The organism is Mesorhizobium sp. LNJC391B00 (assembly GCF_000502535.1).
Taxonomy (GTDB): Bacteria; Pseudomonadota; Alphaproteobacteria; order Rhizobiales; family Rhizobiaceae; genus Mesorhizobium.
The window spans coordinates 372,602-398,316 of record NZ_AYWI01000003.1; the positions used below are offsets into that span (position 1 = coordinate 372,602).

A 25,715-nucleotide genomic window follows, 5' to 3' on the forward strand; every position below is an offset into this window, starting at 1 on the left:
TTTCCCTCAATGGCCCGATAATCCACAATTCCGGCGCGAAAATGTCGCGAGGCGGGATTGCCGGGCACGCCCTCAAACGGATAATTGACGCATGAAGCGAGTTCGCAAGGCAGTTTTCCCGGTCGCCGGTCTCGGCACACGGTTTCTCCCGGCCACCAAGGCCATTCCCAAGGAGATGCTGACCGTCGTCGACCGGCCGGTCATCCAGTATGTCGTCGATGAGGCGCGCGAGGCCGGCATCGAACATTTCATCTTCGTCACCGGCCGCAACAAGGCGGTCATAGAAGACCATTTCGATATCCAGTTCGAGCTCTATGATACGCTGGCACAGCGCGGCAAGGACGACCAGCTGGCCCGCTTGCAGCGGCTGCAGCCGGCCCCGGGGCAGACCTCGTTCACCCGCCAGCAGGTGCCGATGGGTCTCGGCCACGCCGTCTGGTGCGCCCGCGAACTGGTCGGCGACGAACCCTTCGCGCTGTTGCTGCCCGACATGATCATGCAGTCGGAGAAGAGCTGCACGAAGGCCATGGTCGAGCTCTACGAGGAGACCGGCAACAACATCATCGCGGTGCAGGAATGCGATCCGGCCGAGACCCACAAATATGGCATTGTCGGCCGCGGCGAGGACACGCATCACGGCTTCCGCATCACCGAGATGGTCGAAAAGCCGAAGACCGGCACCGCGCCGTCCAATCTCTACATCAACGGCCGCTACATCCTGCAGCCCGAGATTTTCAAGATCCTCGAAAGCCAGGAAAAGGGCGCCGGCAACGAGATCCAGCTCACCGACGCGATGCTGAAGCTGGAAAAGCAGCAGCCCTTCTTTGGCTACCACTTTCAGGGCCGCACCTTCGATTGCGGCTCGCCGGAAGGCTTCGTCGAGGCCAATGTCGCCTTCGCGCTGTGGCGCAGCGACATGAACGAGAACATGGCCGGCGTCATCCGCACGCTGCTCGATGAAATGAAGCCGTCCGAGCGTCGCGGCGCTGCTTTTTAGCTACCGCTGCAGCTTCAGCCCCAAATAGATGCTGTTGGCGGTGTAGTTGCGCCCGGGCAGATTGCTGGTCAGCTTTTCGGTGCGGGCGCGGCTGGTGAGGCCGACATAGCGGTTCAGCCACCAGGTCAGCCCGGCCTCTGCACTCAGCGTCATGTCATGGCCGTCGGAGCCGGTGTAATTGCGCCAGTCGAGCCCAAGGGCTGCGTTGCCGGTCAGGTCGGCGCGGATCTGCCGCTCGCCGGTGAGGCGGCCGGAATAGAGGATGTCGCCGCTCTTACCGGCATTCGTCGTGCCTTCGACCGTGGTTCGCCCGGTGAGGCCGATGATGGTACCGCGCTCGGGCGACCATTTGAGGTCGGCATTGATGGTGGCTCCCGAAATCGCCTCCAGGTTCTTGTCGTCGATCGCCTCCCTCAGCCAGCCGGCCGAGAACTCACCCTTGAGCTTCTCGCCCATGTCGACTTCGATACCGGCGCGCGCGCCAAGCCGGGTCGAAGAGCGCTCGAAGCCCTTGTTGTCGATCCGTTGGTCATATACCCGGCGGCCGAGCTCAATCTCAGCAAAGGGCGTCAGAGCCGGGGAAATTTCATAGCCGGTCCGCAACGTTGCAGTGTAGAGCGTGTTGTCCTGGTCCTTCTGCGACAGCGAGGTGCCATCGGTAAGTTCGGCATCGCCATAGATGTCGTGGGAGACCGCACCGGTCAGCGCAAAGCGCAGCTTGCCGACATCCTTCTCGACGGCGAGGCTGCCGTCGACAGTCTGGCGGATCGGCTGCGAGGTGACGCCGGCAATGGCGTCGGGCGCGGAGGCCGATTCCGGCGCAATCTCGTAGCCGAGCTTGGCGATGGCGCGCAGTTCATTGTCGAGGTCGACATTGTACGTGCCTTGGATACGGCCGCGTGCCTCATTGATCTTCTGGCCCGAAATGGTGTTGCGGAAATTGCCGTAGCCGTCGATGACCGCCGAATTCTCGCGCCAATCGGAGGCGGCGGAGAAACGGAGCGCCGTTTCGGACAGCACCGCCGACTTGCCGCCAGCGCTGGAATCGGCGTTCGACGTGACGGCAACGCCCTGCTCGAGCGTCGGCCGCAGCAGGAACGAGCCGACCTTGATGCCGGTTGCCGCGTACGGGTCGTCCTCGAGCTTCTTCTTCTGGCCCTCGATGGCGCCGGTGCGCTCGGCGCCGGGGTCGAGCTTTCGTCGGTCGACACCGCCGACGGTGAGGACACGGCCGTTCGCTGTGTCCTGATCGGCGTCGCCTGCCGCAGTGCCGTCCGGAGTCGCGGCGGTGGTGGTCTGGTCCGTGGCTTTGCCAGGCTTCTTCTTGTCGGCAGCCTTGGTTTTGTCCTTGGCCTTGTCTGCATCCGCGGCGGCGCGTTGTTTTGCCGTCGATGGCCGGCGTGGCTGGACGGTTGGCGGCTTGTCGGCGAACGAATCGTCGATGGTCGCCGGCGGGTCGAAAATGCTGTTTGCGCCGGCCTGTGACGGGTCGGTGTCGTCAGGCAAGGCGCCATCGCTGGCCGGCACATAAGCGGTTGGCGTGTTTCCCGTGGGGGCGGTGTCGGCAGGGGCGGGCTTGACCTGCGTGTTGGCCTTGCTCAATTGCCTGGCCCGGCGCTGCTGGTCGGACAGGATCGCCGATTCCGAAACTTCGCCGCGCAGCTCGGTCTCCTGGGCATGAAGCGCAGTTGGCCGCAGCAAAGCGAGCACGCTCGTCGCCAGAAGCAGAGCGCAAAAGGCTCTGCCCGTTCGACCTTTTTTCTCTTGAGGCTGGGCCCGCGACATCGTCACCACTGCTTGCGCGGCGCAAGCGCGCCATACTTACCGAACCGTAAACGGGGATGGTTAACGGAGGGTTGAAGGTGTGCCTATACGACATGGCTGGACGGCAATTCTGTTGGACAGGCGAACGGCAAAGCGCTAATCGCATCAGCCATGCATGCGGGATCCCCAGAAAAGAAGCCTTTGGAGGCTTCGGTCGCCTCGGCGCTGAGAACGGTAGCCACGGAACAGGCCGGCGTGGCGGCATTGGCCGCCGCGCTGGAGAACGAACTGGCCGAACCTTTCGCCCGCGCCGTCGACATGGTGTCGCGCATCAATGGCCGCGTCATAGTCACCGGCGTCGGCAAAAGCGGCCATATCGGCACTAAGATCGCGGCTAGTCTGGCTTCGACCGGCACGCCTGCCTTCTTCGTCCATCCGGCGGAGGCCAATCATGGCGACCTTGGCATGATCGCCAGAGACGATGCCATCATCGCCATGTCATGGTCCGGCGAGAGCAAAGAGTTGATGGGCATCGTCGCCTATTCCAGGCGCTTCTCGATCCCGCTGATTGCGATTACCGCGGGCGCGGCCTCGGCGCTGGCGCGCGCGGCCGACGTGGTGGTGCTCCTGCCGTCCGCGCCGGAAGCCTGCCCGCACGGTCTGGCGCCGACGACATCGACCCTGCTGCAACTGGTGGTCGGCGATGCGCTGGCCATAGCGCTGCTCGAAGCGCGCGGCTTCACGCCCGACCATTTCCGCACGTTCCACCCCGGCGGCCAGCTCGGCGCCAATCTCACGCAGATCCACGAGATCATGCATGTCGGCGACAGGCTGCCGCTGGTGGCTTCCGGCACGGGCATGCGCGAGGCGATCCTCGAATTGTCGAACAAGGGCTTCGGCTGCGTGGCGATCGCGACGGCGGATGGCGCGTTGGTGGGCATCATCACCGATGGCGACATCAGGCGTCACATCGGCAGCAATCTCATGGAAATGAGCGTCGATCAGGTGATGACGAAAAAGCCGAAGACGGCCACACCGGACACGCTGGTGGCGACGGCGCTGCAGATTATCAACAATTCGGCCATTACGAGCCTGATGGTGGTCGAAGGCAGGCGGCTCGTGGGACTGGTTCATCTGCACGACCTGCTGCGCATCGGCGCCGCCTGAAAAAATCAAAGGACGCGTCGCGTTCGGGAAGCCCTAGGCGACGCGCCTGATTTTCCGGATCGAAAGCGCCATGCGCTTTCGAAATGTCAAACTGCCTCGACGGTCAGTTCCAGATCGGTGTCGGCCGAACTGACGACGCGCACCTGCGTGCCGGCCGGCAGGTCGGGACCGGAGACGCGCCACAGTGTGTCGCCGAGTTTGATGCGGCCGCGACCGTCCTTGATCGGCTCGGCCAGCGTTGCCATCCTGCCGACCAACTGCGCGCCGCGCCGGTTGAGGAGCGGCTGGTCGCTAGGGGTATTACGCCCACCAACCAGCTTCTTTCCGGCAAGGGCCGAGACCAGCGACAGGGCCAGGAAGGCGAGGACCTGGACTTCCCAGGCCCAGAAGCTTGCGTCCCAGACGAGCAGGGAAATCACACCGATCACCAATGCGGCGATGCCGATCCACAGCATGAATATTCCTGGCGCGATGACCTCCATCACCAGGAGGACGAAGCCCAGAACCATCCAGTTCCACGGACCAAGTTCGGAAATGATGCGGTCGAACATGGGAGTGCGCTCCTAGTTCTTGTTTGAGAGCATGATCTTTTCCGAAAACCGGCTCCCACTTTTCGGGATCATGCTCTTATGATCTCAGTTCTCGCCCGATCTCAGTTTTCGCTTGGGCGAACCACCGGAGGGCGGGCGGCCTGCCTGGCGGCGCCGGCGGTGCCTTCGCTGCGGAACACCTCCCTGGCGATCTCGCTTATGCCGCCGAGGGTGCCTATCAGCGCCGAGGCTTCCATCGGCATCAGCACGACCTTGCTGTTGTTAGCGGTGCCGATCTTGCCCATCGCTTCGGTGTATTTGAGCGCCACGAAGTAATTGAGTGCCTGCACGTCGCCCTTGGAGATGGCTTCCGATACAACCTGGGTGGCTCGCGCTTCGGCCTCGGCCGAGCGTTCGCGCGCCTCGGCGTCGCGGAAGGCGGCTTCCTTGCGGCCTTCGGCCTCGAGGATCTGCGACTGCTTGAGGCCTTCGGCGGCGAGGATCTGCGCACGCTTATTGCGTTCGGCGGTCATCTGACGACCCATCGATTCGATGAGGTTGGCCGGCGGATTGATATCCTTGATCTCGACGCGGGTGATCTTGATGCCCCACGGATGCGCCGCTTCGTCGACGACGCGCAGCAGGCGCTCGTTGATGGCGTCGCGGTTCGACAGCAATTCGTCGAGGTCCATCGAGCCCATGACGGTACGGATGTTGGTCATCGTCAAATTGAGGATGGCGTTCTCCAGGCCGGCGACCTGGTAGGCGGCCTGGGCCGCATTGAGGATCTGGTAGAAGGCGATGCCGTCGACGCCCACAATGGCGTTGTCGCGCGTGATGATTTCCTGGCTCGGAACGTCGAGCACCTGCTCCATCATGTTCATCTTGGCGCCGATTCGGTCGACGAACGGCACGATGAGGTTGAGGCCGGGGCTTAGTGTTTTGGTGTAACGACCAAAGCGCTCCACCGTATAATTATAGCCTTGCGGGATTGTCCGGATGCCTTTGATAAGAAGCACCAATACCAGAAAGGCAAGCGCACCAATCGCAATACCGAAACCACTGAAGTCCATTTGAATCTCCCTCAGATGCCGGCCATGGCGTTGATTCCATGCAACCGACTTCACCAAACACTTAGGTGTGTTTCAATAATGTTACAATCAGGTGATCGTTGATTATTAGTGCATGGAATAGCGCAACTGCGGCGATCGATCGCCGCAACGTGGCGGCCTCAGACCCAGCCCGACAGCTCGCGCCGCACCATCGCCTCGATCACCGCCATGCCTTCTGCACTGTCGTTGAGGCACGGGATGTGGGCGAATTTCTCGCCGCCGGCGTGATGGAAGGTCTCGGCCGCCTCGCGGCCGATTTCGTCCAGCGTCTCGATGCAGTCGACGGAAAAGCCTGGGTTGACGATGGCGATCGATTTCACGCCGTCCTTCGCCAGTTTCTCGACCGTCTTGTCGGTGTAGGGCTGCAGCCATTCCTGGGCGCCGAAGCGCGACTGGAAGGTGATGATCAGCTTCTTTTCATCCCACCCCAGTCGTTCACGCAACAGCCGTGTCGTCTTCTGGCAGTGGCAGTGATAGGGATCGCCCTTCTCGAAATAGGGCTTCGGGATGCCGTGATAGGAGGTGATGACCACCTCGGGCTCGAAGTCTAGCGTTGCCAGATGCCGTTCGATCGAATGGGCGAGCGCCTCGATGTAGACCGGCTCGTCATAGTAGGGCGGAACACTGCGCACGGCAGGCGCGCGGCGCATCTTCATCAAGGCGCGAAACAGCTGGTCGTTGGCGGTCGCGGTGGTGGTCGCGGAGTATTGCGGGTAGAGTGGGAACGACAGGATGCGGTCGCAGCCTTGTTCGACCAGCCTTTGAGCGACGCTCGCGGTCGAGGGGTTGCCGTAGCGCATCGCCCAGTCGACCACGACATCGGGTAGGTCGATGAGCGCTGCGGCCAGCTTTTCGCTCTGCGCGCGGGTGTAGGTGCGCAGCGGCGACTCGTTCCTCTCGCGGTTCCATATCCTGGCGTAATTGGCGCCGGACTTCTTCGGTCTGGTGGTCAGCACCAAGCCGTAGAGGATCGGATACCAGATCGCCTTGTTGAGTTCGATGACGCGCGGATCGGACAGGAATTCGCGGAGATAGCGCCACATCGGCTTGAAATCGGTACCGTCGGGCGTGCCGAGATTGACCAGCATGACGCCGATCTTGCCTGCGTTTACCGGCGGATGTCCCGCCGGCAGCAGGTCGAGCGCTTTCGCGGCTTTGGGGTCGACAGGCGTGGAAAGCGTCATGAAGGTCTCCCGACACCGCGAAACCGACGATGTCGGGCGAACCTAGCGATGCGGCGCGAGTTTTCAATGCTGCGTCTGGCCGCACCTTACCCTGAAAGCCAAAAACCGCCCGGTTTCCCGGACGGATTTTGCTGGTCGCAAGCGCGAAGCGAGGTTACTTCGCCGGAATGGTCAAGCTCGCGCCGACCGGAAGCCGGCGTGGCTCGTAGCCTTTGTTGGCCTCGGAGATCACCTTCCACTTGGCGCCGTCGCCGTAGGCCTTCTTGGCGAGATCCCAATAGGTATCGCCGGCGACGATGACATGGCTGGCTTCGGCCGGGGCGCCGTCAGCCGGCTTTGCCGGAGCAGGTGCGGCTTCGGCCGGTTTTGCCGGTTCGGCCGGAGCCGGCGTTGCCGGGGCGGTTTCCGCCGGGACAGTCGGCGGCGTGGTGGTGATGTCGCCGGAGCCTGCCGGCAATGCGGGCATCGCCGGCTCCGCCGGTGCAGCCTCGGCCGATTTTGCCGGTTCCGCTGGAGCAGGTGCCGGTTCGGCTGGTTTTGCCGGCTCGGCGGCCGGGGCAGCCGCTACGGTTGCGGCAACCTCGGTGATGCGGCCGTCGAGCTTGGGCGTGTAGGGCCGGTGCGCGGCGAGATAGTCGGCGACCACCTGTTCGAGGCCCGGGCCGTAATCATAGGCGTTCTTGGCCTTCTCGGCGAAGACCTTATAGCCGTCGCCGCCCTGGCGGACGTAATTGTTGGTGGCGACCAGATAGTCCTTGTCCGAATTGATCGGCGCCCAGGCACCGTTCTGCATCACCTCGACCGACTTGACTCGGCCGGCATTGGGCGCGACCGACTTGTCGAAGGAGTATTTGAGACCTGCCACCTGCGGGAAGCGGCCGCCGCCGTCCTCGACCTGGCTGACGCCGTTTTCCAGCCCGGCAACCAGATCCTTGCCGGAAATCTGGAAGGTCGCCAGCGTGTTCTGGAACGGCAGCACGGTCAGCACCTCGCCCATGGTGACGGTGCCCTTGTCGATCGAAGCACGCAGGCCGCCGCCATTCGAGACGACGATCTCGACGCCCTGTCCCTTGACGCGGTCGAGGATGGCGTCGGAGACGAGGTTGCCCATCGCGCATTCCTTGGTGCGGCAGCTTTCGCGGCTGCCGTCGATGGCCTCGGTGGTCTCGGCCACTTCCTTGTTCTTCAGCGCCTCGATCGGCGCGCCAAGCTCCTTGATGCGGGCAAGAACGGCCGGATCGGGAGTGATCGACTTGTCGAGGAAGATCGGGTCGCCGCTGGCTTCCTTGACGTTGCCATTGTCGTCGAACACGACCTTGAATTCGCCGAGATATTTCGAATAGGACGCGGCCTGCACGACAGGCACCTTGGAGCCGTCGGGGTTGTCGACCATCGTCGGGTAGGGGCCTTCAGCCTTCGGGTCGGTGTTGGACAGAAGCGAATGGCTGTGGCCGCCGACCACCACATCGATGCCCGGGATCTTGGCGATGACATCGCGCTCGCGCCTGTAGCCGATATGGGTGACGGCAATGATCTTGTTGACGCCTTGCGCCTTCAGCTTCTCGACCTCGGCGGTGATCGACTTGACGTCGTCCTCGATGGTAATGTTGGGGCCGGGAGAGGCGAGTTCCGGCGTGTCGTTGGTCACGGCGCCGACAATGCCGATCTTCTGGCCGCCGACCTCAAGCACAATCGACGGCTTGATCTTGCCTGCGGCGCCGGACTTGTCGTTGGGCACGACATTGGCGCTGACGATCGGGAACTTCGCCTTGTCGAGATAAGGCACCAGCGCGCTCTCGCCATCGTCGAATTCGTGGTTGCCGAGCGTCACCGCGTCGGGCTTGATCTGATTGAGGAATTCCTCCTCCGCCGTGCCCTTGTAGGTGATGTAGAACAGCGATCCCTGAAAGCTGTCGCCGGCATTGAGCAGCAGCACGTTCTGGCCTTCGAGCTTCTTGCGCTCCTGTGCGATCGCGGTGACCAGCCGGCCGGCGCCGCCGATGCACTCACCCTTGGTCTCTTCCTCGGCCGAGCAGGTTGACTCGTATTTGTTGTTGCCTTCGATGCGGCTGTGCCAATCGTTGAAATGCAGGATGTTCAACGTGTAGTCGGCAAAGGATGGTGCGGCCGACAGGCCGAGTGTCGAGGCAGAGAGGGCGGCAATGGCGGCGAGCTTCTTCATCTTCGTCTCCCGGATATGATCAAAGGCGTTTAGCGCTCTTGCCCGACTGCAGGATAACAGCCAGCATTTCGGGTATGTTCACATCGCGGTTGTGGCGATGCAAGAAGAATCAGGGCGGATAACCGGCATCGGTTTGCCGGCATAAAAAAGGCGGCGGCATCGCGCCGCCGCCATCCGCAAAGCCGCATGGGAAAGGTTCAGCCGCGCCTGGTCAGCACGAAGTTCTGCCCGGCGGAGCTGGTGCAATTCAGCTGGTTTATGGACACCAGCAGGCAGTTGAAAGCGATTGGCTGCTGCCGGATCAGCGAGGTTCCGTTGATCTCGACCGAGGTGGCGCCGGTCTTGGTGTAGCTGCCGTCAGCGAATTTCTCACCGGTCTCCGCCGAAACGGTGGTGAAGACGCCGCCGTTCAATGTCGAGACCGCCTTGCCTTCGGCGTTCAGCCATGAGCCTTCGACGCCTCGCGCCTGCGATGAGATCGGTGGCCCGTCGGAGCCGCCGGTGGTGCAGGCGGCAAGCATCGTCGCAAGAGCGCCCGCCGCGCCCGCAGAAAGAATTTTGCGCGCAATCGTCATATCAAATCCTCTCCTGACGCATCGGCCCAATCGTCAAACGACGCTTTGGAGAACACGATGTGCGTGGCCTCAAGTTTCCAGAGCCGTCCCTCGTGCGTCCAAATGGATGCACACTGCTCTCGTCCGCATCCCTTCAATCGCCCGATTTCCGGGCGATTGCAAGGCAGTGAGGCAGGGGTATGGAACCGCTATCGAACGAGGATGTTGCGGAATTGCCACGGGTCGCTTTTGTCGAGGTCCTCGGGAAACAGGCCCGGACGGTTATCGAGCGGCGTCCAGTCGGTGTAGTAGCCCTTGACCGGTCCGAGATACTGGGACTGCACTTCCAGGCAGCGCCTGTAGTCCATCTCGTCGGCCTCGACGATGCCGGCTTCCGGGTTTTCCAGCGCCCAGACCATGCCGGCGAGCACGGCCGAGGTGACCTGCATGCCGGTAGCGTTCTGGTAGGGCGCCAGCTTGCGGGCTTCGGCCAGCGACAGCTGCGAACCGTACCAGTAGGCGTTCTTGGCATGGCCGTAGAGCAGCACGCCAAGCTCGTCGACGCCGTCGACCAGTTCGTTTTCGTCAAGCACATGGTGGATCGGCTGCGGCTTGCCGGCAGCGCCGAACATTTCGTGCAGCGACAGCACGGCGTCGTTGCAGGGGTGATAGGCATAGTGGCAGGTCGGGCGGTATTGCACCTTCCCCTTCTTCGACCGCACGGTGAAGAAGTCGGCGATCGAGATCGCCTCATTGTGCGTCACCAGGAAACCGTATTGCGCGCCCGGCGTCGGGCACCAGGAGCGCACGCGGGTGTTGGCGCCGGGCTGTTCGAGATAGATCGCAGCCTTGGAGCCATGCTTGTGCTCCTTGCCGTTCTTCGGCATCCATCTCTCATGCGTGCCCCAGCCGAGCTCGGCCGGCTGCAGCCCTTCCGAGATGAAACCTTCGACCGACCAGGTGTTCCAGAACACGTTCATCGGCTTCGGCTTCTTGGTGCGCTGGGTGTCGCGCTCGGCGATGTGGATGCCCTTGACGCCGGCCTGCTTCATCAGCTTCGCCCAGCCGTCACGGTCGTCCTGCGCGGGTTCGGAAAACTCGAGGCCGAGGTCGCCCGCAAGGTTCAGCAGCGCCTGCTTGACGAACCACGAGACCATGCCCGGATTGGCGCCACAGGTCGAAACCGCGGTAGCGCCGCCGGGCTTGTCGTGCTTCTCCTTGATCAAGGCTTCGCGCAGCGCGTAGTTGGTGCGGCTGGCATTGTCGGCCTTGGCGTCGAAATAGAAGCCGAGCCACGGCTCGACGACGGTGTCGATGTAGAGCACGCCGAGCTTGCGGCAGAGCCGCATCAGGTCGACCGAGCCGGTATCGACCGACAGATTGATGCAAAAGCCCTGGCCGTCACCATTGGTCAAAAGCGGCGTCAGCAGTTTCTTGTAGTTTTTCTCGGTCACGTGCTCCTGGACGAAGGCGATGCCGCGCTCGTCGAGCAGCTTGCGGTCGGTGTCGAGCGGGTCGATGACCGTCATGCGCGACTTGTCGAATTTGAAATGGCGCTCGATCAGAGGCAGCGTTCCCCGTCCGATCGAACCAAAGCCGATCATCACGACAGGGCCGGTGATTTCACCGTAAACGGGCCAGTTTTCATTCGCCATTTTATCGAGCACTCCTTCAAGCAACGCGCCAAAACGGCCGTTCGACCGCCGCGCGACAAACCATAGATCATTGTCACAATAAAGCGAAAAGCAGGGATAAGGTTAGTTCCCGGCCGCGCAGATACGCCTACGGTTCGAGCAGTTTCGCGAATTCCGGTGTGAACAGCGCTTGTGCTTCGGAGACCGGCATTTCAACGAGATCGCCGCCGCAAGCCTGGATGACGTTGGGCAAACCTTGCAGGCCGAAGACCAGAACCTGCCTGTCGCCATCGCGCTTCAGGCTGGCGCCGAGATAGTCGCTGATCAAATCGTCGATGCCGCATTCGGCCTCGTAATCCACCTCGGTCTGGTCGCTTGGCTTCTTGCGGTTCTCCCTGACGAAGGCGGCCAGCGAGGGGCCTGGCTTGCCGTCGCCCGTATCGGAAAACATGTCCTGAAGGGTAAGCAAGGCGCCACGGCGCACGTCCATGACATAGGCGTCGGAATAGTTGTTCGGATGCGCACCGCCGCAATAGAGGCTGCCGGATTCCGACCAGCTCATCAGCTTCGGCGTCAATGACGTCACTTTGGACGTCGTGTCTTCGTAGCCGCCAAGCGAATCGTCATCCATGCCCTCCATCGGTGGTCCATCGTGGAAGCCGGCGTATTGCAGCGCCGCGCACGTCAAGGCGCTGAGGCTGTCATGCCAATGGCGGTTCTGCAGCAAGGCATTGGCGGCTTCGATCGGCGCACTGCCGGCGAGATCGACGATGCGCGGCCTGGCGAATTTGGTGCGCGGATCGGTGACATAGTTGTAGGCTGCATCCGGCCAACCTTCCTTGGCGTCTGCCTTGGGCGCGAAATCCAGCTTGATATAGTCGTAGGGCGATGCCGCCATGGTGATCGGCGCATCGTCGCCCGAGAATGTCATGTCGGTGAAATCATAGAGATCGCGTGGCGTCGTCGCCGGCGTCTCCGTCTGGGCACGGCTGGCGATCCTTGTCAGCTTCAGCGGCAGGGTCTTTTTGGCCGTCCAGGTGCCTTCCAGCGTCTTGCCCTTGTCGGCGGAACTCAACCGCCAGACGGCGCCGATGGGTGGAGCCTGGCCGTCGCCGCACTTCTTGGCATCGCAGGCTTCTTCCTCGGCCAATTGAAAGGTGGCGCCCTTGCTCGACTTCGCCTGCAGAGGAATATCGACGCCCTTGGAGCGGTAGAAATAGCGCGCCGCCTGTGCCTCTCCAGCCGTCGCCGGATCGCCGGTAAACTCGACGACGATGTCGATGTTGCCGAGCTTGCCGGCATAGGTGACGGGGTCGGCGAGCGCCGTTGCCGGCAACGCCAGCAATGCACCGAGCAATACGGCTTGCTCCAGGATTTTTCGGATCATCGTCACTCCTGAGCCATGGTTTGCAGGCGTTGCACCAGCCGGTCACGGTCTGATGTCATCCCCTTATAGTCGAGTTGAGCCTCATCCAGCGCCTGCAATTGCGCCGCGAAAGAGGCGGCAAGCGTTGCCCGGTCGGGATGCCGCGCCAGCACTTTCAGCGGGTCGAGATGGATGCGGATGGTGAACAGGATGTCGCGCGACAGAGGCAGTTTGCGCAGCGTCTGGCGCTCGACGCGGATGAAGGCGTGGGCGTTGACGTCGCCGTCGGGAAATCGCGAGGGGCGGTTGGTGGCACGGTCGATGCGCTCGACATTGGAGAGCGGATGATAGAGCGCGTCGCCGGCCTGGATCGACCAGTTGAAGCGTTCGACGGCCTGACCCTGCAGGCCGTCGAACATGCGGTTGATGAGCTCGGCCGGCCTGGTGCCCGGACCGAAGCCCGGCACCGGTGCGTGGATCTGCTGCAGCGGCCGGCCGAATTTTTCGACCAGCGACCAGGATGACGGGAAACACAGCGAGCCGGCGGCGAGCCGCCAGCCGGTGTCGTCACGGCGCATCAGGATCAGGTCTTCCTGAACGAGCAGCGACGCTGCGACCAGCGGGGCATCGGGGAAGGTGGCGTCAGAGTCGGCTTTGGCGCCAATGACCTCAACCCCGGCATTGGTGCGCCGGTACATCCCGGGAAATGTCGACAGCAGATGTGCTTCGATGAGGCCGCGCACTTCGCGCTGGGCGTCGCGCGTGCCGTCTTCCTCGACAAACACCTTGTCGGGAATTTCGGCATACAGCCGGCGCTTTTCGGCGAGATGGTCGAAGAGATACCGGTCGACCTCGATCCACTTGTCGAGTTCGAGCGGCTTCAGCCCGATGGTGAAGAGCTTTGAGGAGCCATCATAGGGCGTGTGCGTGGGCTGACGAGAATTCATGCTTCGCTAGAAAGTGTCCAATGCCGGCGGTTATTCTCGCAGCCGCTTCGTATCAGGCCAATGTTGCCGGGATCAAGCCGCGCAGAGAATTGCCGACGAACAGTGTTTTGGCGGATTTCAACTCGTCATAGCTGTAGATCGCCTCCTGGGCGCGGCCTTCGTCCAGCAACTCGGCGCGCAATACGCCAGGCAGCAGGCCGCAGTCGAGCCTGGGTGTCATCAGCATGCCATCACCGAAATCGGCGAAGACGTTGGTGATGGTGCCTTCGCAGATTTCACTGCGCTCATTTGCGAGCAACACTTCGTCGGCCTGGGTGATCAGATATTCGGAGCGGGCGTGAGTGTAGACTTGCCGCCGGCCGGTCTTGTGGCGCAGCAGCGTGTCGGTGGAGGAGAGCCGGACCCGCGCCAGTCGCAGCCGCCAGACCTTGTCGGCGGCGAGTGGCTCGTAACGCTGAACAGAAGCCGTCACCTCGCCATTGCGCTGCAGGACGAGCCGGGTGCGCAGCGCCGTCTGCTGCGCCCCGATAGTATTCGCCAGCACCTCGCCGATCCGCTGCGGATCGCAGGCAAAGCCGAGTTCTTCCGCCGAGCCGTAAAGGCGTGCGAGATGGCGTTCGAAGCGCAGAAAGCCCTGGCCGGGCTCCCAGCGCATGGTCTCGATCAGCTCGAAATCGGCGGTGTCCCCGTCGCGAAGCGCGCCTTCAGCAGACACTCCTGATACTCCTCTTGCGCCGTCGAATCGAAGACGACGCCGCCGCCGACATTGTAAACGGCCTCGCCACTGGAAAAGAGGGATATAGTGCGGATCGCCACCGAAAAGCGCATCATGCCGCCAGGCGCGATCCAGCCGATGGCGCCGCAATAGACGTCGCGCGGTGTGTCTTCCAGCTCGTGCAGGATTTCCATCGCGCGGATTTTCGGCGCGCCGGTGATCGAGCCGCAGGGAAACAGCGCGCCAAAGACTTGGCGGATGCCGAGATCAGGCAGAAGCTTCGCCCGCACACGGCTCACCATCTGATGGACGGTCGGGTAGCTCTCGATGCGGAACAGTTCCGGGACTTCCAGCGTGCCGACCTCGCTGATCAGTGAGATGTCATTGCGCAGGAGATCGACGATCATCCGGTTCTCGGCCTGGTTCTTTTCGTCGCTGCGCAAGAAGGACTTCAACCGCGCGTCCTCGGCCTTGGTCGCGCCGCGCGGTGCGGTGCCCTTCATCGGATGGGTTTCGATCATGCCTAAGGCATTGATCTCGAAGAACAGCTCGGGCGAACGCGATAAGACGATGGGATCGCCGAGCGAAATCAGTGCGCCATACTTGACCGGCTGGCGTCCTGTCAGTGCGTCGAAGGCAGCAAGCGGATCGCCCGACCATTGGGCACGGACCGGAAAGGTCAGGTTGCCTTGGTAGCAATCGCCCTTGCGGATGTGGTCGTGAAGGCGCGCGAAGCGTCTGGCGTAGTCCTGAGCGGACCAACTGGCCCTGGCGTCGAAGATGGGGCCATTGGTGGCCGGCGCATCGTTGCGCGGCACGCCCTCTTCGACCGGAGCATCGAAGACACCCAGACAAACCAGTGGCGCACGCCGGCCTTCAGGCAGCAGCGGCACGAGTTTCGGTTCGAGCAGATAGCCCGCTTCGTAGGAGAAATAGCCGGCCAGCCATTTGCCGGCATCGCTCGCCGCCTGCGCAGCCGCCAGCGCCGGCAGAAAATCCTTGGCATCATAGGCAATGATGATGTCGGCCGGGTGGTCGAAGACCAACTGACGGCCGCTTTCATCGTTGCGGAAAATGGCAGAGGGCAGGGGCATGGGGCTCGGGTACTGCGGTCGATGACGCCAGAACCGCTCTATATGGGGGCCGGGCGGCGTGCAATCGAGGGAGCGGCGTCGCAGGGCGCAAAGACAGTGGCGAATGCAAAAACAAAGACGGCGCCCGAGAGCGCCGCCTTCTGGTTATGTTGCCGATGACAGATCAGCTGTTGTTGGCGGTCCCGGCGCTCGGGAATTGGCGTGCGAACTCCTTTTCGTCGCCGGTGGCAAGCAGCTTGGCCTGCTCGACCCACTTTTCGCGGGCGATGCGGCCGTCGAAATTCAGCGTGTCCTCGATGCGCTTGACATCGGCCGCGGTCCAGCCGGCGATCTGCGCGTAGGTGGTGACGCCAAGGCCCTTGAGCAGTTTGTCGTTGACCGGGCCGATACCGATCAGGCGGCGCAGATTGTCGGCCTTCCCAGCTGCCGGGGCGGCCTTCTTCGGGACGGCGGCGGGCTTTGAAGCCGCGGCTTTGGGCGCGGCCTTGGCGGCGGCAGGTTTGCTGGCCGCTGGTTTTGCGGCCGCGGATTTGGCCGCAGCTGGTTTGGCCGCGGCGGGTTTGGCGGGGGCCGGTTTCGCGGCCCGGGCGGACTTGGCCGTTGCCGCTGTCGATACCAGCGCAGCCGGCGCCGAACTTGAAGGCTTGGTGGATGGAGCCGATGTTTCACGCAGCCGGCGTTCGAGATCGGCGCGGGTCTTGCCGCAGGCGTCGAGTTCGCCGGTCAGGCGATCGGCGTCGGCGCGCAGTCTGTCACGCTCGCTGCGGGTGCGGTCGAGATCACCCCGCAAGCTGTCGAGTTCGCCGCGCAGCCGGCCCCAGATAAACCAGCCAACCAACACACCTACAAGGAACGCCAGGACAATGTAAAAGAAGGTCATCGTCTCTCTCCAGTCGGATCCGTCCGCCGCCGTCCCAAGTCATGACCTTGGCAGATCGGATCATCCAATGTGGTTCGGCGGCTCAGGGAACAGCCGGTCTGTCGTCGACTGTCGGCGTTCGGCTTTCCCGCCCATTGCCAACCGTCGCTGTCGCATTCGTCAGACCGCTGCCATGGGCCGGGATGCTGTCCGGCCTTAAGCCGCGCGCCCGGCTGAGCTTCGGTCGGAAAGCTATCATACGGCTTCGGGAAAGCTAACGGAAAATTTCGCCGGAGAGTTATTCAAGAACAGATATTTAGAACAAGAACAGCGCTGCCGTCACATGAATTCCGGCTAAACTGTTCTGCGATTCTGCAAAGTCGAGACCGCTCCTGAACCTGTCACTCTGCGGCATCGGTCCAATGGGTGCGCGCATTAACTGTCGAGCACTTCCAACTCGTCGATCAGGCCGCCGATCACGCCGAGCCCGATCTGCCAGAAGGCGGGGTCTGTGGCGTCGAGGCCGAAGGGGGCGAGAAGCTCCGAGTGATGCTTGGTGCCGCCGGCGCGCAACATCTCGAAATACTTGTCCTGGAAGCCATGCTCGGCGTTCTGGTAGACCGCGTAGAGCGAGTTCACCAGGCAGTCGCCAAAGGCATAGGCGTAGACGTAGAAGGGGGAGTGGACGAAGTGCGGGATGTAGGTCCAGAAGACCTCATAGCCCTCGCGCAGCTTGATCGCCGGCCCCAGGCTTTCGGCCTGCACCTCGAGCCAGAACTGGCCGAGCTTGTCGGAGGTCAGTTCGCCTTTCTTGCGCTCTGCATGCACCTTGCGTTCGAACTCGTAGAAGGCGATCTGGCGCACGACCGTGTTGATCATGTCCTCGACCTTCTGGGCGAGCATCGCCTTGCGCTCGCGCTTGTCGGTGGTCTGGTCGAGCAGCGAACGGAAGGTCAGCATCTCGCCGAACACCGAGGCCGTCTCGGCCAAAGTCAGCGGCGTCGAAGCCATCAGCGCGCCCTGGCCGCCGGCCAGCACCTGATGCACGCCGTGGCCGAGTTCATGCGCCAGTGTCATCACATCGCGCGGCTTGCCCATGTAGTTGAGCAGCACGTAAGGGTGCGCCGAAGGCACGGTCGGATGGGCGAAGGCGCCGGGCGATTTGCCGGGCCTGACCGGCGCGTCGATCCAGTTGCGGTCGAAGAAGGTGCGGGCGATCTCCGCCATGTCGGGGGAAAAGCGCTGATAGGCCGATAGCACAGTGTTCCTGGCATCATCCCAAGGAATCACCGCTTGCGGCGTTTCGGGCAAGGGCGCGTTGCGGTCCCAGTGGTTCATCACCTCCATGCCCAGCCAGCACGCCTTCATCGCGTAGTAGCGATGAGACAGGCGCGGATAGGCCTCGCGCACGGCCGATGCCAGCGCGTCGACCACGCTGCGCTCGACACGGTTGGCGAGATGGCGTGAGTCGGCGATGTCCTCGAAGCCGCGCCAGCGGTCGGAAATCTCCTTGTCCTTGGCCAGCGTGTTGGTGATCAGCGTGAAGGTGCGCAGGCTCTTGCGGAAGGTTGTGGCCAGCGCTTCGGAGGCGCGGCGGCGGACCTCCCCATCGGCGTCCTGCAGGCGGTTCAGCGCCGGCTCCAGCGTCAGTTCCTCGCCGTCTATGTCGAAACGCAGATCGGTCATCGTCTCGTCGAACAGCCGGTTCCAGGCACCGCGCCCGGTGATCGATTTCTCATGGAACAGCTGCTCGACCCGATCCTCGAGCTGGTAGGGCTTGTCCATTCTGAGGTCGAGCACCCAGGGCCGGTAATGGGCAAAGCCGGCGTCGGCGGCGAGGGCGGATTCGAGCGCCTTGTCATCGATCAGGTTCAGTTCCAGCGCGAAGAACAGAAGATGCGCGCTGGCGTCGGTCATCTTTTCCTGGATGTCGCCATAGAGCTTTGCGCGCTGCGGATCGGCGGTGTTGCCGGCATAGATCAGGCCGGCATAGGAGACGATGCGGCCGATCAGTTCCTCCAGCGCCTCATAGGCTGTCAGCGCCTCGCCAAGCCTGCCGGCGCTTCCGCGCCCGGCCTCCGCAGCCAGTGTGCCCTTCCAGCGGTTCTCGAAGGCGACGGCGTCGGCCGCCGCCTTGGCAAGGTCACGCTTCAGTTCGGGCGCCTCCATGCCGGAATAAAGATCGGCGAGATTCCATTCCGGCAGGTCGCCAAGTTCCGCCGCGCCCTGACCGGACGCTACCGCCGCAAGCTGCCGACCGAGAATCCTGCTCATCAACAATTACCTTCTGGAATCAAGGGGAAAGGACAAGCCGGTCAAATCCTAAGGAATTCGTTCACCGGGTTTTTTGAAACCTTGTTTAGAACCCTGTGCCAAGATGATCCATGGGAATTTCCCGGGCGGGCAACTCAAATCAGTCATGACAGGTTCCATTCTTATAGTCGATGACGATCCCGTGCAGCGCCGGCTGCTCGAGGCGGCGGTGACGAAATTCGGCCACAGCGCCATCGTTGCCGATGGCGGCGAGGCCGGTCTGAGCGCGCTTGACGGACCCAATGCGAGGGGTATTTCGGCAGTCATCCTCGACCTTGTCATGCCGGGCCTCGACGGCATCGGCGTGCTGAAGGCGATGCGCGAGCGCGGCATCACTGTTCCCGTCATCGTGCAGACTGCGCAGGGCGGCATCGAAACGGTGGTTTCGGCGATGCGCCACGGCGCTTTCGATTTTGTCGTCAAGCCGGCGTCTCCCGACCGGCTGCAGACCGCGGTCGGCAACGCGCTCAAGGTCGAGGCGGTCGAGGACGAGGTCAAGCGCACGTCGCGGCGTCGCGGCGGCCACCTGACCTTCAAGGACATGATCACGCACAGCCCGGCGATGGACCGGGTGATCCGCCTCGGCCAGAAGGCTGCGGCCTCCAACATCCCGATCCTGATCGAGGGCGAATCGGGCGTCGGCAAGGAATTGGTGGCGCGCGCCATCCAGGGCAGCGGCGAACGCCGCACAAAGCCGTTCGTCACCGTCAATTGCGGCGCCATCCCCGACAATCTGGTCGAATCGATCCTGTTCGGTCACGAAAAAGGTTCGTTCACCGGCGCCACCGAAAAGCACACCGGCAAGTTCGTCGAGGCGCATTCGGGCACCCTGTTCCTGGATGAGATCGGCGACCTGCCGCTCGACGTGCAGGTCAAGCTGTTGCGCGCCGTGCAGGATGGCGAGGTCGATCCGGTCGGCGGCCGTTCCACCGTCAGGGTCGACATCAGGCTGATCTCGGCCACGCACCGCAACCTTCTGCAGCAGGTCAAGGACGGCAAGTTTCGCGAGGACCTGTTCTACCGGCTCAACGTTTACCCGATCGTCGTGCCGCCGCTGCGCGACCGCCGCGACGACATCCCCTATCTGGTCAAGCATTTCATGGACAAGGTGGCGCCGGCGGGCAATCGCCTGCACGGCATCTCGGATGCCGCACTGGCCATGCTGCAGGCGTATGATTGGCCGGGAAACATCAGGCAGCTGGAAAACGCCGTGTTCAGGGCCTCGGTGCTTGCCGAAGGCGATGTGCTCACGACTGACGAATTTCCGCAGATCCGGGCGCAGGTCGACGGCACCGTCAATCTCGACGCCGATGCGTCCTTGTCGGACCCCGGCATGGCCTTGAGCACCGGATCGCAAGGCGATGGCGCGCAGACTGACGACGCCGGTACTGCAGCTGCCGAGCCCGCCCCTCCGGCGAGGCTGCTTCAGCGTTTCGGCACGCTGCGGGCGCTGGACGAGCGTGGCAATGTGCGTGCGCTGGCCGATGTCGAACTCGAAATGATCAAGCTCGCCATCGACCATTATAACGGCCAGATGAGCGAGGTCGCACGGCGTCTCGGCATCGGCCGCTCGACGCTCTACCGCAAGCTCAAGGAATACGGCATCGACCCGGAAACCGGTCGCCTCGACCGCCTTGCCTCCTGAACGCCGAATTCCACAGCTTGCCAACGCAAGGCCGGGACCAGCTTGCCGTGCCATATCCGGCGCTGCATAAGGGGGTTGGGGCGGGAATATGGCTGATGCGGACAGCGTTGTTCACGCATTAAGGCCAGCGGTAACAGATCGTGTAGCGCGAAAAGGCTGAATCTTGATCTAAACCAGCAGTTTACCAAGAAATCCTGTGTATTATTTTTGACGGGATATCGCCACGGTGTTACCGCATTTCGGCTTCAATAAGCGATGATTAACCATTAGGATCGATATTCGGATGTGAGAACCACGCATCCGTTTGGACAAATCCGGGGACAAACGGCAGCCTGCAAGGCCTTTTGATTTGAACAAAGTCGAACGACACAGAAACGGGCGGCGCGATCACATGGGCGTCTGGCCGAGATGGCTGGCAGCGTTGATCGTTGCGTTCGCTTTCCTCGCCGCAACTGCTGCCGGCGCCAGCGCTGAAACGCGCTCGCTCAAGCTCTATCACCTCCACACGCACGAAAAGGCCGAGATCGTCTACAAGCGCAATGGCCGCTACGATCCGGCAGGCCTCAGGAAGATCAACATCATCCTGCGCGACTGGCGTCGCAACGAACCGACCAAGATGGATCCGCGCCTGCTCGATCTGGTGTGGGAAGCTTACCGGCAGGCCGGCGCCACCGACTATATCCAGGTCGTCTGCGGCTATCGCTCGCCGTCGACCAATTCGATGCTGCGCAGCCGCAGCCGCGGTGTCGCCAAGGAAAGCCAGCATATGCTGGGCAAGGCGATGGACTTCTACATTCCGGGTGTGCCGCTGAAAAAGCTGCGCAACATCGGCCTGAAGATGCAGGGCGGCGGCGTCGGCTACTATCCGTCGTCGGGTTCGCCCTTCGTCCACATGGACGTCGGCAATGTGCGGCATTGGCCAGGCATCAGCCGCCAGGAACTGGTCAGCCTGTTCCCCAATGGCAAGACGCTGCATGTGCCGAGCGACGGCAGGCCGTTGCCGGGTTATGACCAGGCGCTCGCCTCCTACAAGGCGCGCAAGGGCGCCGGTTCTCCTGCCATCATGATGGCCAGCGCAGGCGGCAGCACCAAGAAATCCGGTGGCTTCCTGTCCGCGTTCTTTGGCGGTGGCGGTGAAGACGAAGCCGACGACAGCGCCGATGTCGCTACCGCCGCGCCGCCGCCGAGAAGCGTGAAGCCGGTGCTGGCTGCCACGAGCAACAACAACAGCAATCTGCCTGGCATCGCGATCGTGTCGCCGCAGAACGCCAAGCGCGCCAACGTTCCGCAGCTTGCCGACGACAGCGCTGACGATTCGGAGCCGCAGGACACGCCGGAGACGATCATGGCCGCGCTGCCCGCCAAGGAAGTGCCGCTGCCCGCTTTCGCACCGCGGCCGAAGGCCGATGTCGGCGCGCAACAACCTGAGACCGTGCCGTTCGGCGTGGCCGATGCCACCACCGAACAGACGGTGGCGACGGCGCAGGCGCCGGCCAATGTGCCGTTCGGCACGGCCGATGCGAGCAATGCCGACCAGGGGGCCGATCAAGCTGCCGCTCCGGCGCAGGTCGCGGTCAACGTCCCGTTGCCGACCTGGCGTCCCGACCGCTCTTCGCCGCCGGCTGAGCTTGCGCCGCAGGACAAGGGCGTTCTGCTGGCGCTGGCCGATACGGCTGCCCACAAGCAGACCGCAACCGACGCGTTCTCGGTGCTGCCGTCGCGGCGTCCGGACGAGGTCAAGGCGGTTCTCGAACAGGCCAGCGCCGCCGATACAGCCGGTGCTACCGACGACTATCAGGTTGCGTCGCTTGAGCCGCGCTCGGCGTTCAACGATCCGTCAGGTGTCGATGCCGCATCGCCGCGCGGCGCTATTGCTGCCCGTCCCGCCGGTACCGATCCAGCCTCGGTGATCGGCGCCGGCGTCAAGACGACACGCAAGGAAGCCAGGGCTTCGGCCCGCGACCTGAAGCCAGGACCGAAGGCAGTGGTGGTGGCGGCCGAACCGCAGGCGGCCCGCTGGGCGCTGAGCAGCGGCGACAACATCGCCACCGTTTCCAGCCCGACGACAGCGCCGCGCTATGCCTACAACATCGTGCATACGCCGCCGAGCGAGGTCTACACCGCAGGCTTCCATGCGGACAACCAGATGGCCGATGCCAACCGCTTCACCGGCAATGCCGTGAAATTCCTTTCGGTCGCCCGCTTCCAGACGAAGTAAGAGCTCGACGGGGTAAACATTGAAGCCGCGCTGGGCAACCCGCGCGGCTTTTGCTTCTAGCGAGATATCGAGCACTGGCTTCCATCGCCCCAGAATGCTAACCACCAAACTGCATTCCCGCTTCGTCTAATGGTAGGACAGCGCCCTTTGAAGGCGTGAATCGAGGTTCGAGCCCTTGAGCGGGAACCAAAATCTCAACGCGTAGCAAACCCGGTCGGCGCAGCTGGCGGGTTTTTGTGCCGAGTGCAATTCCGGGAACACTGTGATTTTCCCGGGAAAGCGCGGAGCGCTTCCCTTGGGATTGCGCAAAGATAAAGTAGCGGAGGTTATTTTCCGAGCTTGCTCGCGGTCTGTGCGAGCGCCTCGATCTCATCCCACTTGCCGGCCTTGACCAACTCGTCCGGCGCCACCCACGAGCCGCCGACGCAGATAACGTTGGACAGGCTGAGATAGTCGGCGGCGTTCTTGGCCGAGATGCCGCCGGTCGGGCAGAATTTCACGTCGGCCAGCGGCGAGGCAAAGGCCTTCAGCGAGGCGATGCCGCCGGATTGTTCGGCCGGGAAGAATTTCAGGAACCGCAGGCCGGCCTCGCGGGCAGCCATGATCTCGCCGGGCGTGATGGCGCCGGGCAGCAAGGGAACGTCGCTGTCCTTGGCCGCCGCCAGCAACTCGCGCGTGATGCCGGGGCTGACGATGAACTTCGAGCCAGCCGCCGCTGCCTGGTCGAACTGCTTGGCATCGAGAATTGTGCCGGCGCCGACAATGGCGCCCTCGACCTCACCGGCCACGCGGCGGATCGCTTCCAGCGCATCGGCGGTTCTCAACGTGATCTCGATCGCCGGCAGGCCGCCGGCGGCCAGCGCCCGGGCGAGCGGGACGGCGTCCGCGACATTGGCGATCTTCAGCACCGGAATGACCGGCTGGCCATTGAGCAGCGACAGGAGCTTTTCGGTCTTGCTGGGCATTGGCTTTTCTCTCCCTGGGTGATTTCAACCGATTAGCAGAAGGCCGATTCCGAGTCCACGAAACCCGGCCTGCCGCGATGTCACATGTCGGCCAACGAGCCTGCGGGCGAATACCGACGAAGTGTCTTTAGCTCTGCCTTGAATCCGCTTTGACCACGGTCTAGTGGCTTGGCGATGACCAACCATGAACCCGTGCGCGTCGCCGCGCTCTACAAATTTGCGAGGCTGGGCGACTTCGACGCGCTGCGGGTCTTGCGCACGCCGCTTGCCGCCTTCTGCTGCGGGCGCGGCATCAAGGGCACGCTGCTTCTGGCGCAGGAGGGCATTAACGGCACGGTCGCCGGCAGCGAAACCGACATAGCCGACCTGATCGCTTATCTCGAGGCCATCGAGGGTCTTGCCGATCTCGAGGTCAAATACAGCACTGCCGCCGAAATGCCGTTCCATCGCATGAAGGTGCGGCTGAAGCGCGAGATCGTCACCATGGGCGTCGAAGACCTCGACCCGGCGACGGGTGCGGGGACCTATGTCGCGCCGGCCGACTGGAACGCGCTGATCTCGGACCCCGGCACCATCGTCATCGACACACGCAACGCGTACGAAGTGTCGATCGGCACGTTCGAGGGCGCGGTGGACCCGCGCACGTCGAGCTTTCGCGAATTCCCGGCCTGGGTGGAAAAACACCGCGACCAACTCGACGGCCGCAAGGTTGCGATGTTCTGCACCGGCGGCATCCGCTGCGAAAAGGCGACGGCCTATGTGAAGTCGCTCGGCTTCGAGGATGTGTTCCATCTCAAGGGCGGCATCCTCAGATATCTCGAAGAGGTGCCGGCCGAAGACAGCCTGTGGCAGGGCGAGTGTTTCGTCTTCGACGAGCGGGTCTCGGTGTCGCATGGGTTGACCGAAGGCGAGGCCGAACTCTGCCGCGCCTGCCGGCATCCGCTGACGCCGGAGAACCGGCTGTCGCCGCATTTTTCCACCGGCGTGTCATGCCCGCATTGCTACGAGGCACGCTCGGATGAGGATCGCACCCGCTATGCCGAGCGCCAGCGCCAGGTCGAACTTGCGCAGGCGCAGGGCAGGGGACATATCGGCAGTTAAGTGCCGCCGACGCCCTGACTGGATCACCACACGACAGAATAGCGGTCGATCACCCACAGCCATGTGCCGTCGGCCTGCCGGCGCGCGACCTCTGAGGTTATCGAGCCGTCGGCAAGCCTGGTCGACGTCAACGCGAGTTCGCCGTTAATGGCCGCCGGGCGCTGCTCGCCGCGCTGGAATTTTCGCCAGCTCGCGGCAAAGGCTTCGAACAAAGCGCGGATCGCCTCATGGCCACGCGTCAATTCGGCTGCTCCGGTGTCGATGACGGCATCGGGTTCGAACAGCGCTACCATGCCCTCAATGTCTCCCGCCCATTGCCGATCAATTAGCAGGCGCTCCAGATCCTGGGGATCTCGTGCTTGGTCGCGGTCTGGCTGATCGGTCACGGCAAAACTCCTCCCTCGCCGACGTTGCGGCGACACTAACCGAAGCCGAGGCGGGTTTCGACACATCGAATTTGATTTGCGGCATTGCCGGCGCCGATAGCAAAGCGCCGGTCCGTCATTGTAATGTCAACAATCGGGACCTACGTCTGCAACGTCCAAAACCTGCCCGTCCACGTTGGCGCGGGCCCTTTTCTGGAGGCACCATGTTCGACCCCAAGAAGCTTCTCGACGATCTGCTCGGCTCGCAAGTTCCCGGCACAACCGGCACCGTTCGCGACAAGGCCGGGCAGGCTGTGCAGATGGCCAAGGACAATCCGCTGGCCGCCGGTGCGCTGGCCGCGGTGCTGCTTGGAACCGGCACGGGACGGCAGGTCACCGGCACGGCCGTGAAGCTCGGCGGACTGGCTGCGATCGGCGGTCTCGCCTACAAGGCCTACCAGAATTACAAGGCCGGCAATGCACCCGAGCAGGCGCCGGCGGCCGGCCAGCCGGAATTGCTGCCGCCGCCCGCCGACACCGGCTTTCATCCTTCACAGGCGCCACAGGGGGAGGACGAGTTCACGCTGACCCTTGTGCGGGCGATGATCTCGGCGGCCAAGGCCGATGGCCATGTCGATGACGCGGAACGCCAAAAGATCGCCGGCAAGCTCAGTCTGGCCGGCATCGGCACGGAAGCGGAAAAGTTTCTGATGGCCGAGTTGGATAGCCCGCTCGACCTCGATACGCTGGTCGCAGGCGCCAAGACCGATGAGCAGAGGCTCGAGCTCTACACGGCGTCGCGACTGACGATCGACCCCGATACGCGCGCCGAACGCGGCTATCTCGACCTGCTCGCCGGCCGGCTCGGCCTGCCGGATGCGCTCGTCGATCATGTCGAGGCTACGGTGTCGGCGGCCAAGGTGCCGGTTCCGTCAGGCACGGCGCCGAATCCGCGCTGGTAGACAACGCAGCCGAGGCCGGAAAAAATGCGTTAACGTCTCGT

The 25,715-nt window shown here is 63.1% G+C and carries 21 protein-coding genes and 1 tRNA gene; 7 read left to right on the forward strand and 15 right to left on the reverse strand.

What is annotated here, in order from left to right; translation table 11 throughout:
* The first annotated feature begins 91 nt into the window (after window positions 1–91).
* On the forward strand, window positions 92–997 hold the full coding sequence (gene galU / locus X750_RS155225; RefSeq protein ID WP_023671956.1) for a UTP--glucose-1-phosphate uridylyltransferase GalU: 906 nt from the start codon (window positions 92–94) through the stop codon (window positions 995–997).
* Here galU and X750_RS155220 read toward each other — a convergent pair whose 3' ends face one another.
* A complete protein-coding gene (locus X750_RS155220) occupies window positions 998–2,782 on the reverse strand; it encodes an outer membrane beta-barrel protein (RefSeq protein WP_031196517.1) in 1,785 nt (594 codons plus the stop codon). It abuts the gene before it with no gap.
* Window positions 2,783–2,932: 150 nt separating this feature from the next.
* On the opposite strand from X750_RS155220, the gene X750_RS155215 reads away from it, so the two are divergent.
* Window positions 2,933–3,928: a KpsF/GutQ family sugar-phosphate isomerase gene (locus tag X750_RS155215; protein WP_023747136.1), complete on the forward strand. Its 996-nt coding sequence runs from the start codon at window positions 2,933–2,935 to the stop codon at window positions 3,926–3,928.
* Window positions 3,929–4,014: 86 nt separating this feature from the next.
* On the opposite strand, the gene X750_RS155210 is transcribed toward X750_RS155215, so the two are convergent.
* From X750_RS155210 to X750_RS155155, 12 genes are all read right to left on the reverse strand, one after another.
* On the reverse strand, window positions 4,015–4,479 hold the full coding sequence (locus X750_RS155210; RefSeq protein WP_023686409.1) for an NfeD family protein: 465 nt from the start codon (window positions 4,477–4,479) through the stop codon (window positions 4,015–4,017).
* A gap of 101 nt (window positions 4,480–4,580) precedes the next feature.
* Window positions 4,581–5,531, reverse strand: a complete 951-nt coding sequence (locus tag X750_RS155205; RefSeq protein ID WP_023671952.1) for an SPFH domain-containing protein — start codon at window positions 5,529–5,531, stop codon at window positions 4,581–4,583.
* Between the two features lie 158 nt (window positions 5,532–5,689).
* Window positions 5,690–6,754 (reverse strand): ferrochelatase, encoded by a 1,065-nt coding sequence (gene hemH / locus X750_RS155200; protein ID WP_023747137.1) that lies wholly within the window; start codon window positions 6,752–6,754, stop codon window positions 5,690–5,692.
* A gap of 154 nt (window positions 6,755–6,908) precedes the next feature.
* On the reverse strand, window positions 6,909–8,936 hold the full coding sequence (locus X750_RS155195) for a bifunctional UDP-sugar hydrolase/5'-nucleotidase (RefSeq protein WP_023747138.1): 2,028 nt from the start codon (window positions 8,934–8,936) through the stop codon (window positions 6,909–6,911).
* Window positions 8,937–9,133: 197 nt separating this feature from the next.
* On the reverse strand, window positions 9,134–9,511 hold the full coding sequence (locus X750_RS155190; RefSeq protein ID WP_023683250.1) for a hypothetical protein: 378 nt from the start codon (window positions 9,509–9,511) through the stop codon (window positions 9,134–9,136).
* Window positions 9,512–9,699: 188 nt separating this feature from the next.
* Window positions 9,700–11,145 (reverse strand): homospermidine synthase, encoded by a 1,446-nt coding sequence (locus tag X750_RS155185; RefSeq protein WP_023747139.1) that lies wholly within the window; start codon window positions 11,143–11,145, stop codon window positions 9,700–9,702.
* A gap of 127 nt (window positions 11,146–11,272) precedes the next feature.
* Window positions 11,273–12,511, reverse strand: a complete 1,239-nt coding sequence (locus X750_RS155180; protein WP_023747140.1) for a hypothetical protein — start codon at window positions 12,509–12,511, stop codon at window positions 11,273–11,275.
* A 2-nt stretch (window positions 12,512–12,513) separates the two neighbouring features.
* A complete protein-coding gene (locus tag X750_RS155175) occupies window positions 12,514–13,437 on the reverse strand; it encodes a DUF3445 domain-containing protein (protein ID WP_023747141.1) in 924 nt (307 codons plus the stop codon).
* A 52-nt stretch (window positions 13,438–13,489) separates the two neighbouring features.
* Window positions 13,490–14,152 (reverse strand): aminotransferase class IV family protein, encoded by a 663-nt coding sequence (locus X750_RS155170; RefSeq protein WP_031242745.1) that lies wholly within the window; start codon window positions 14,150–14,152, stop codon window positions 13,490–13,492.
* Window positions 14,101–15,246 (reverse strand): aminodeoxychorismate synthase component I, encoded by a 1,146-nt coding sequence (locus X750_RS155165; RefSeq protein WP_023747143.1) that lies wholly within the window; start codon window positions 15,244–15,246, stop codon window positions 14,101–14,103. The genes X750_RS155170 and X750_RS155165 overlap by 52 nt, the downstream gene beginning before the upstream one ends.
* Window positions 15,247–15,409: 163 nt before the next feature.
* Window positions 15,410–16,126, reverse strand: a complete 717-nt coding sequence (locus tag X750_RS155160; protein ID WP_023747144.1) for a protein in NADH-ubiquinone oxidoreductase complex — start codon at window positions 16,124–16,126, stop codon at window positions 15,410–15,412.
* Window positions 16,127–16,540: 414 nt separating this feature from the next.
* Window positions 16,541–18,379 (reverse strand): M3 family oligoendopeptidase, encoded by a 1,839-nt coding sequence (locus X750_RS155155; RefSeq protein WP_023747145.1) that lies wholly within the window; start codon window positions 18,377–18,379, stop codon window positions 16,541–16,543.
* A 145-nt stretch (window positions 18,380–18,524) separates the two neighbouring features.
* Here X750_RS155155 and X750_RS155150 point away from each other — a divergent pair, with 145 nt between their 5' ends.
* From X750_RS155150 to X750_RS155140, 3 genes are all read left to right on the forward strand, one after another.
* Window positions 18,525–20,063 carry a sigma-54 dependent transcriptional regulator gene (locus X750_RS155150; RefSeq protein ID WP_023747146.1) on the forward strand — a complete coding sequence of 513 codons (1,539 nt, stop codon included), beginning with the start codon at window positions 18,525–18,527 and terminating at the stop codon, window positions 20,061–20,063.
* A 391-nt stretch (window positions 20,064–20,454) separates the two neighbouring features.
* Complete coding sequence (locus tag X750_RS155145) at window positions 20,455–22,281, forward strand: DUF882 domain-containing protein (RefSeq protein WP_023747147.1); 1,827 nt, start codon at window positions 20,455–20,457, stop codon at window positions 22,279–22,281.
* 115 nt (window positions 22,282–22,396) lie between these two features.
* Window positions 22,397–22,470: transfer RNA gene (locus X750_RS155140), tRNA-Gln, on the forward strand.
* 137 nt (window positions 22,471–22,607) lie between these two features.
* Here X750_RS155140 and X750_RS155135 read toward each other — a convergent pair.
* Complete coding sequence (locus tag X750_RS155135) at window positions 22,608–23,246, reverse strand: 2-dehydro-3-deoxy-phosphogluconate aldolase (RefSeq protein WP_023747148.1); 639 nt, start codon at window positions 23,244–23,246, stop codon at window positions 22,608–22,610.
* Between the two features lie 174 nt (window positions 23,247–23,420).
* Here X750_RS155135 and X750_RS155130 point away from each other — a divergent pair, with 174 nt between their 5' ends.
* A complete protein-coding gene (locus X750_RS155130) occupies window positions 23,421–24,347 on the forward strand; it encodes a rhodanese-related sulfurtransferase (RefSeq protein ID WP_023704004.1) in 927 nt (308 codons plus the stop codon).
* 23 nt (window positions 24,348–24,370) lie between these two features.
* Here the strand turns inward: X750_RS155130 and X750_RS155125 are convergent, their stop codons facing one another.
* Window positions 24,371–24,733: a nuclear transport factor 2 family protein gene (locus X750_RS155125; RefSeq protein WP_023733472.1), complete on the reverse strand. Its 363-nt coding sequence runs from the start codon at window positions 24,731–24,733 to the stop codon at window positions 24,371–24,373.
* A 203-nt stretch (window positions 24,734–24,936) separates the two neighbouring features.
* Between X750_RS155125 and X750_RS155120 the strand changes: the two genes are divergently transcribed.
* Window positions 24,937–25,674, forward strand: coding sequence for a tellurite resistance TerB family protein (locus tag X750_RS155120; RefSeq protein WP_023671935.1), 738 nt, complete (start codon window positions 24,937–24,939; stop codon window positions 25,672–25,674).
* Window positions 25,675–25,715 lie beyond the last annotated feature (41 nt).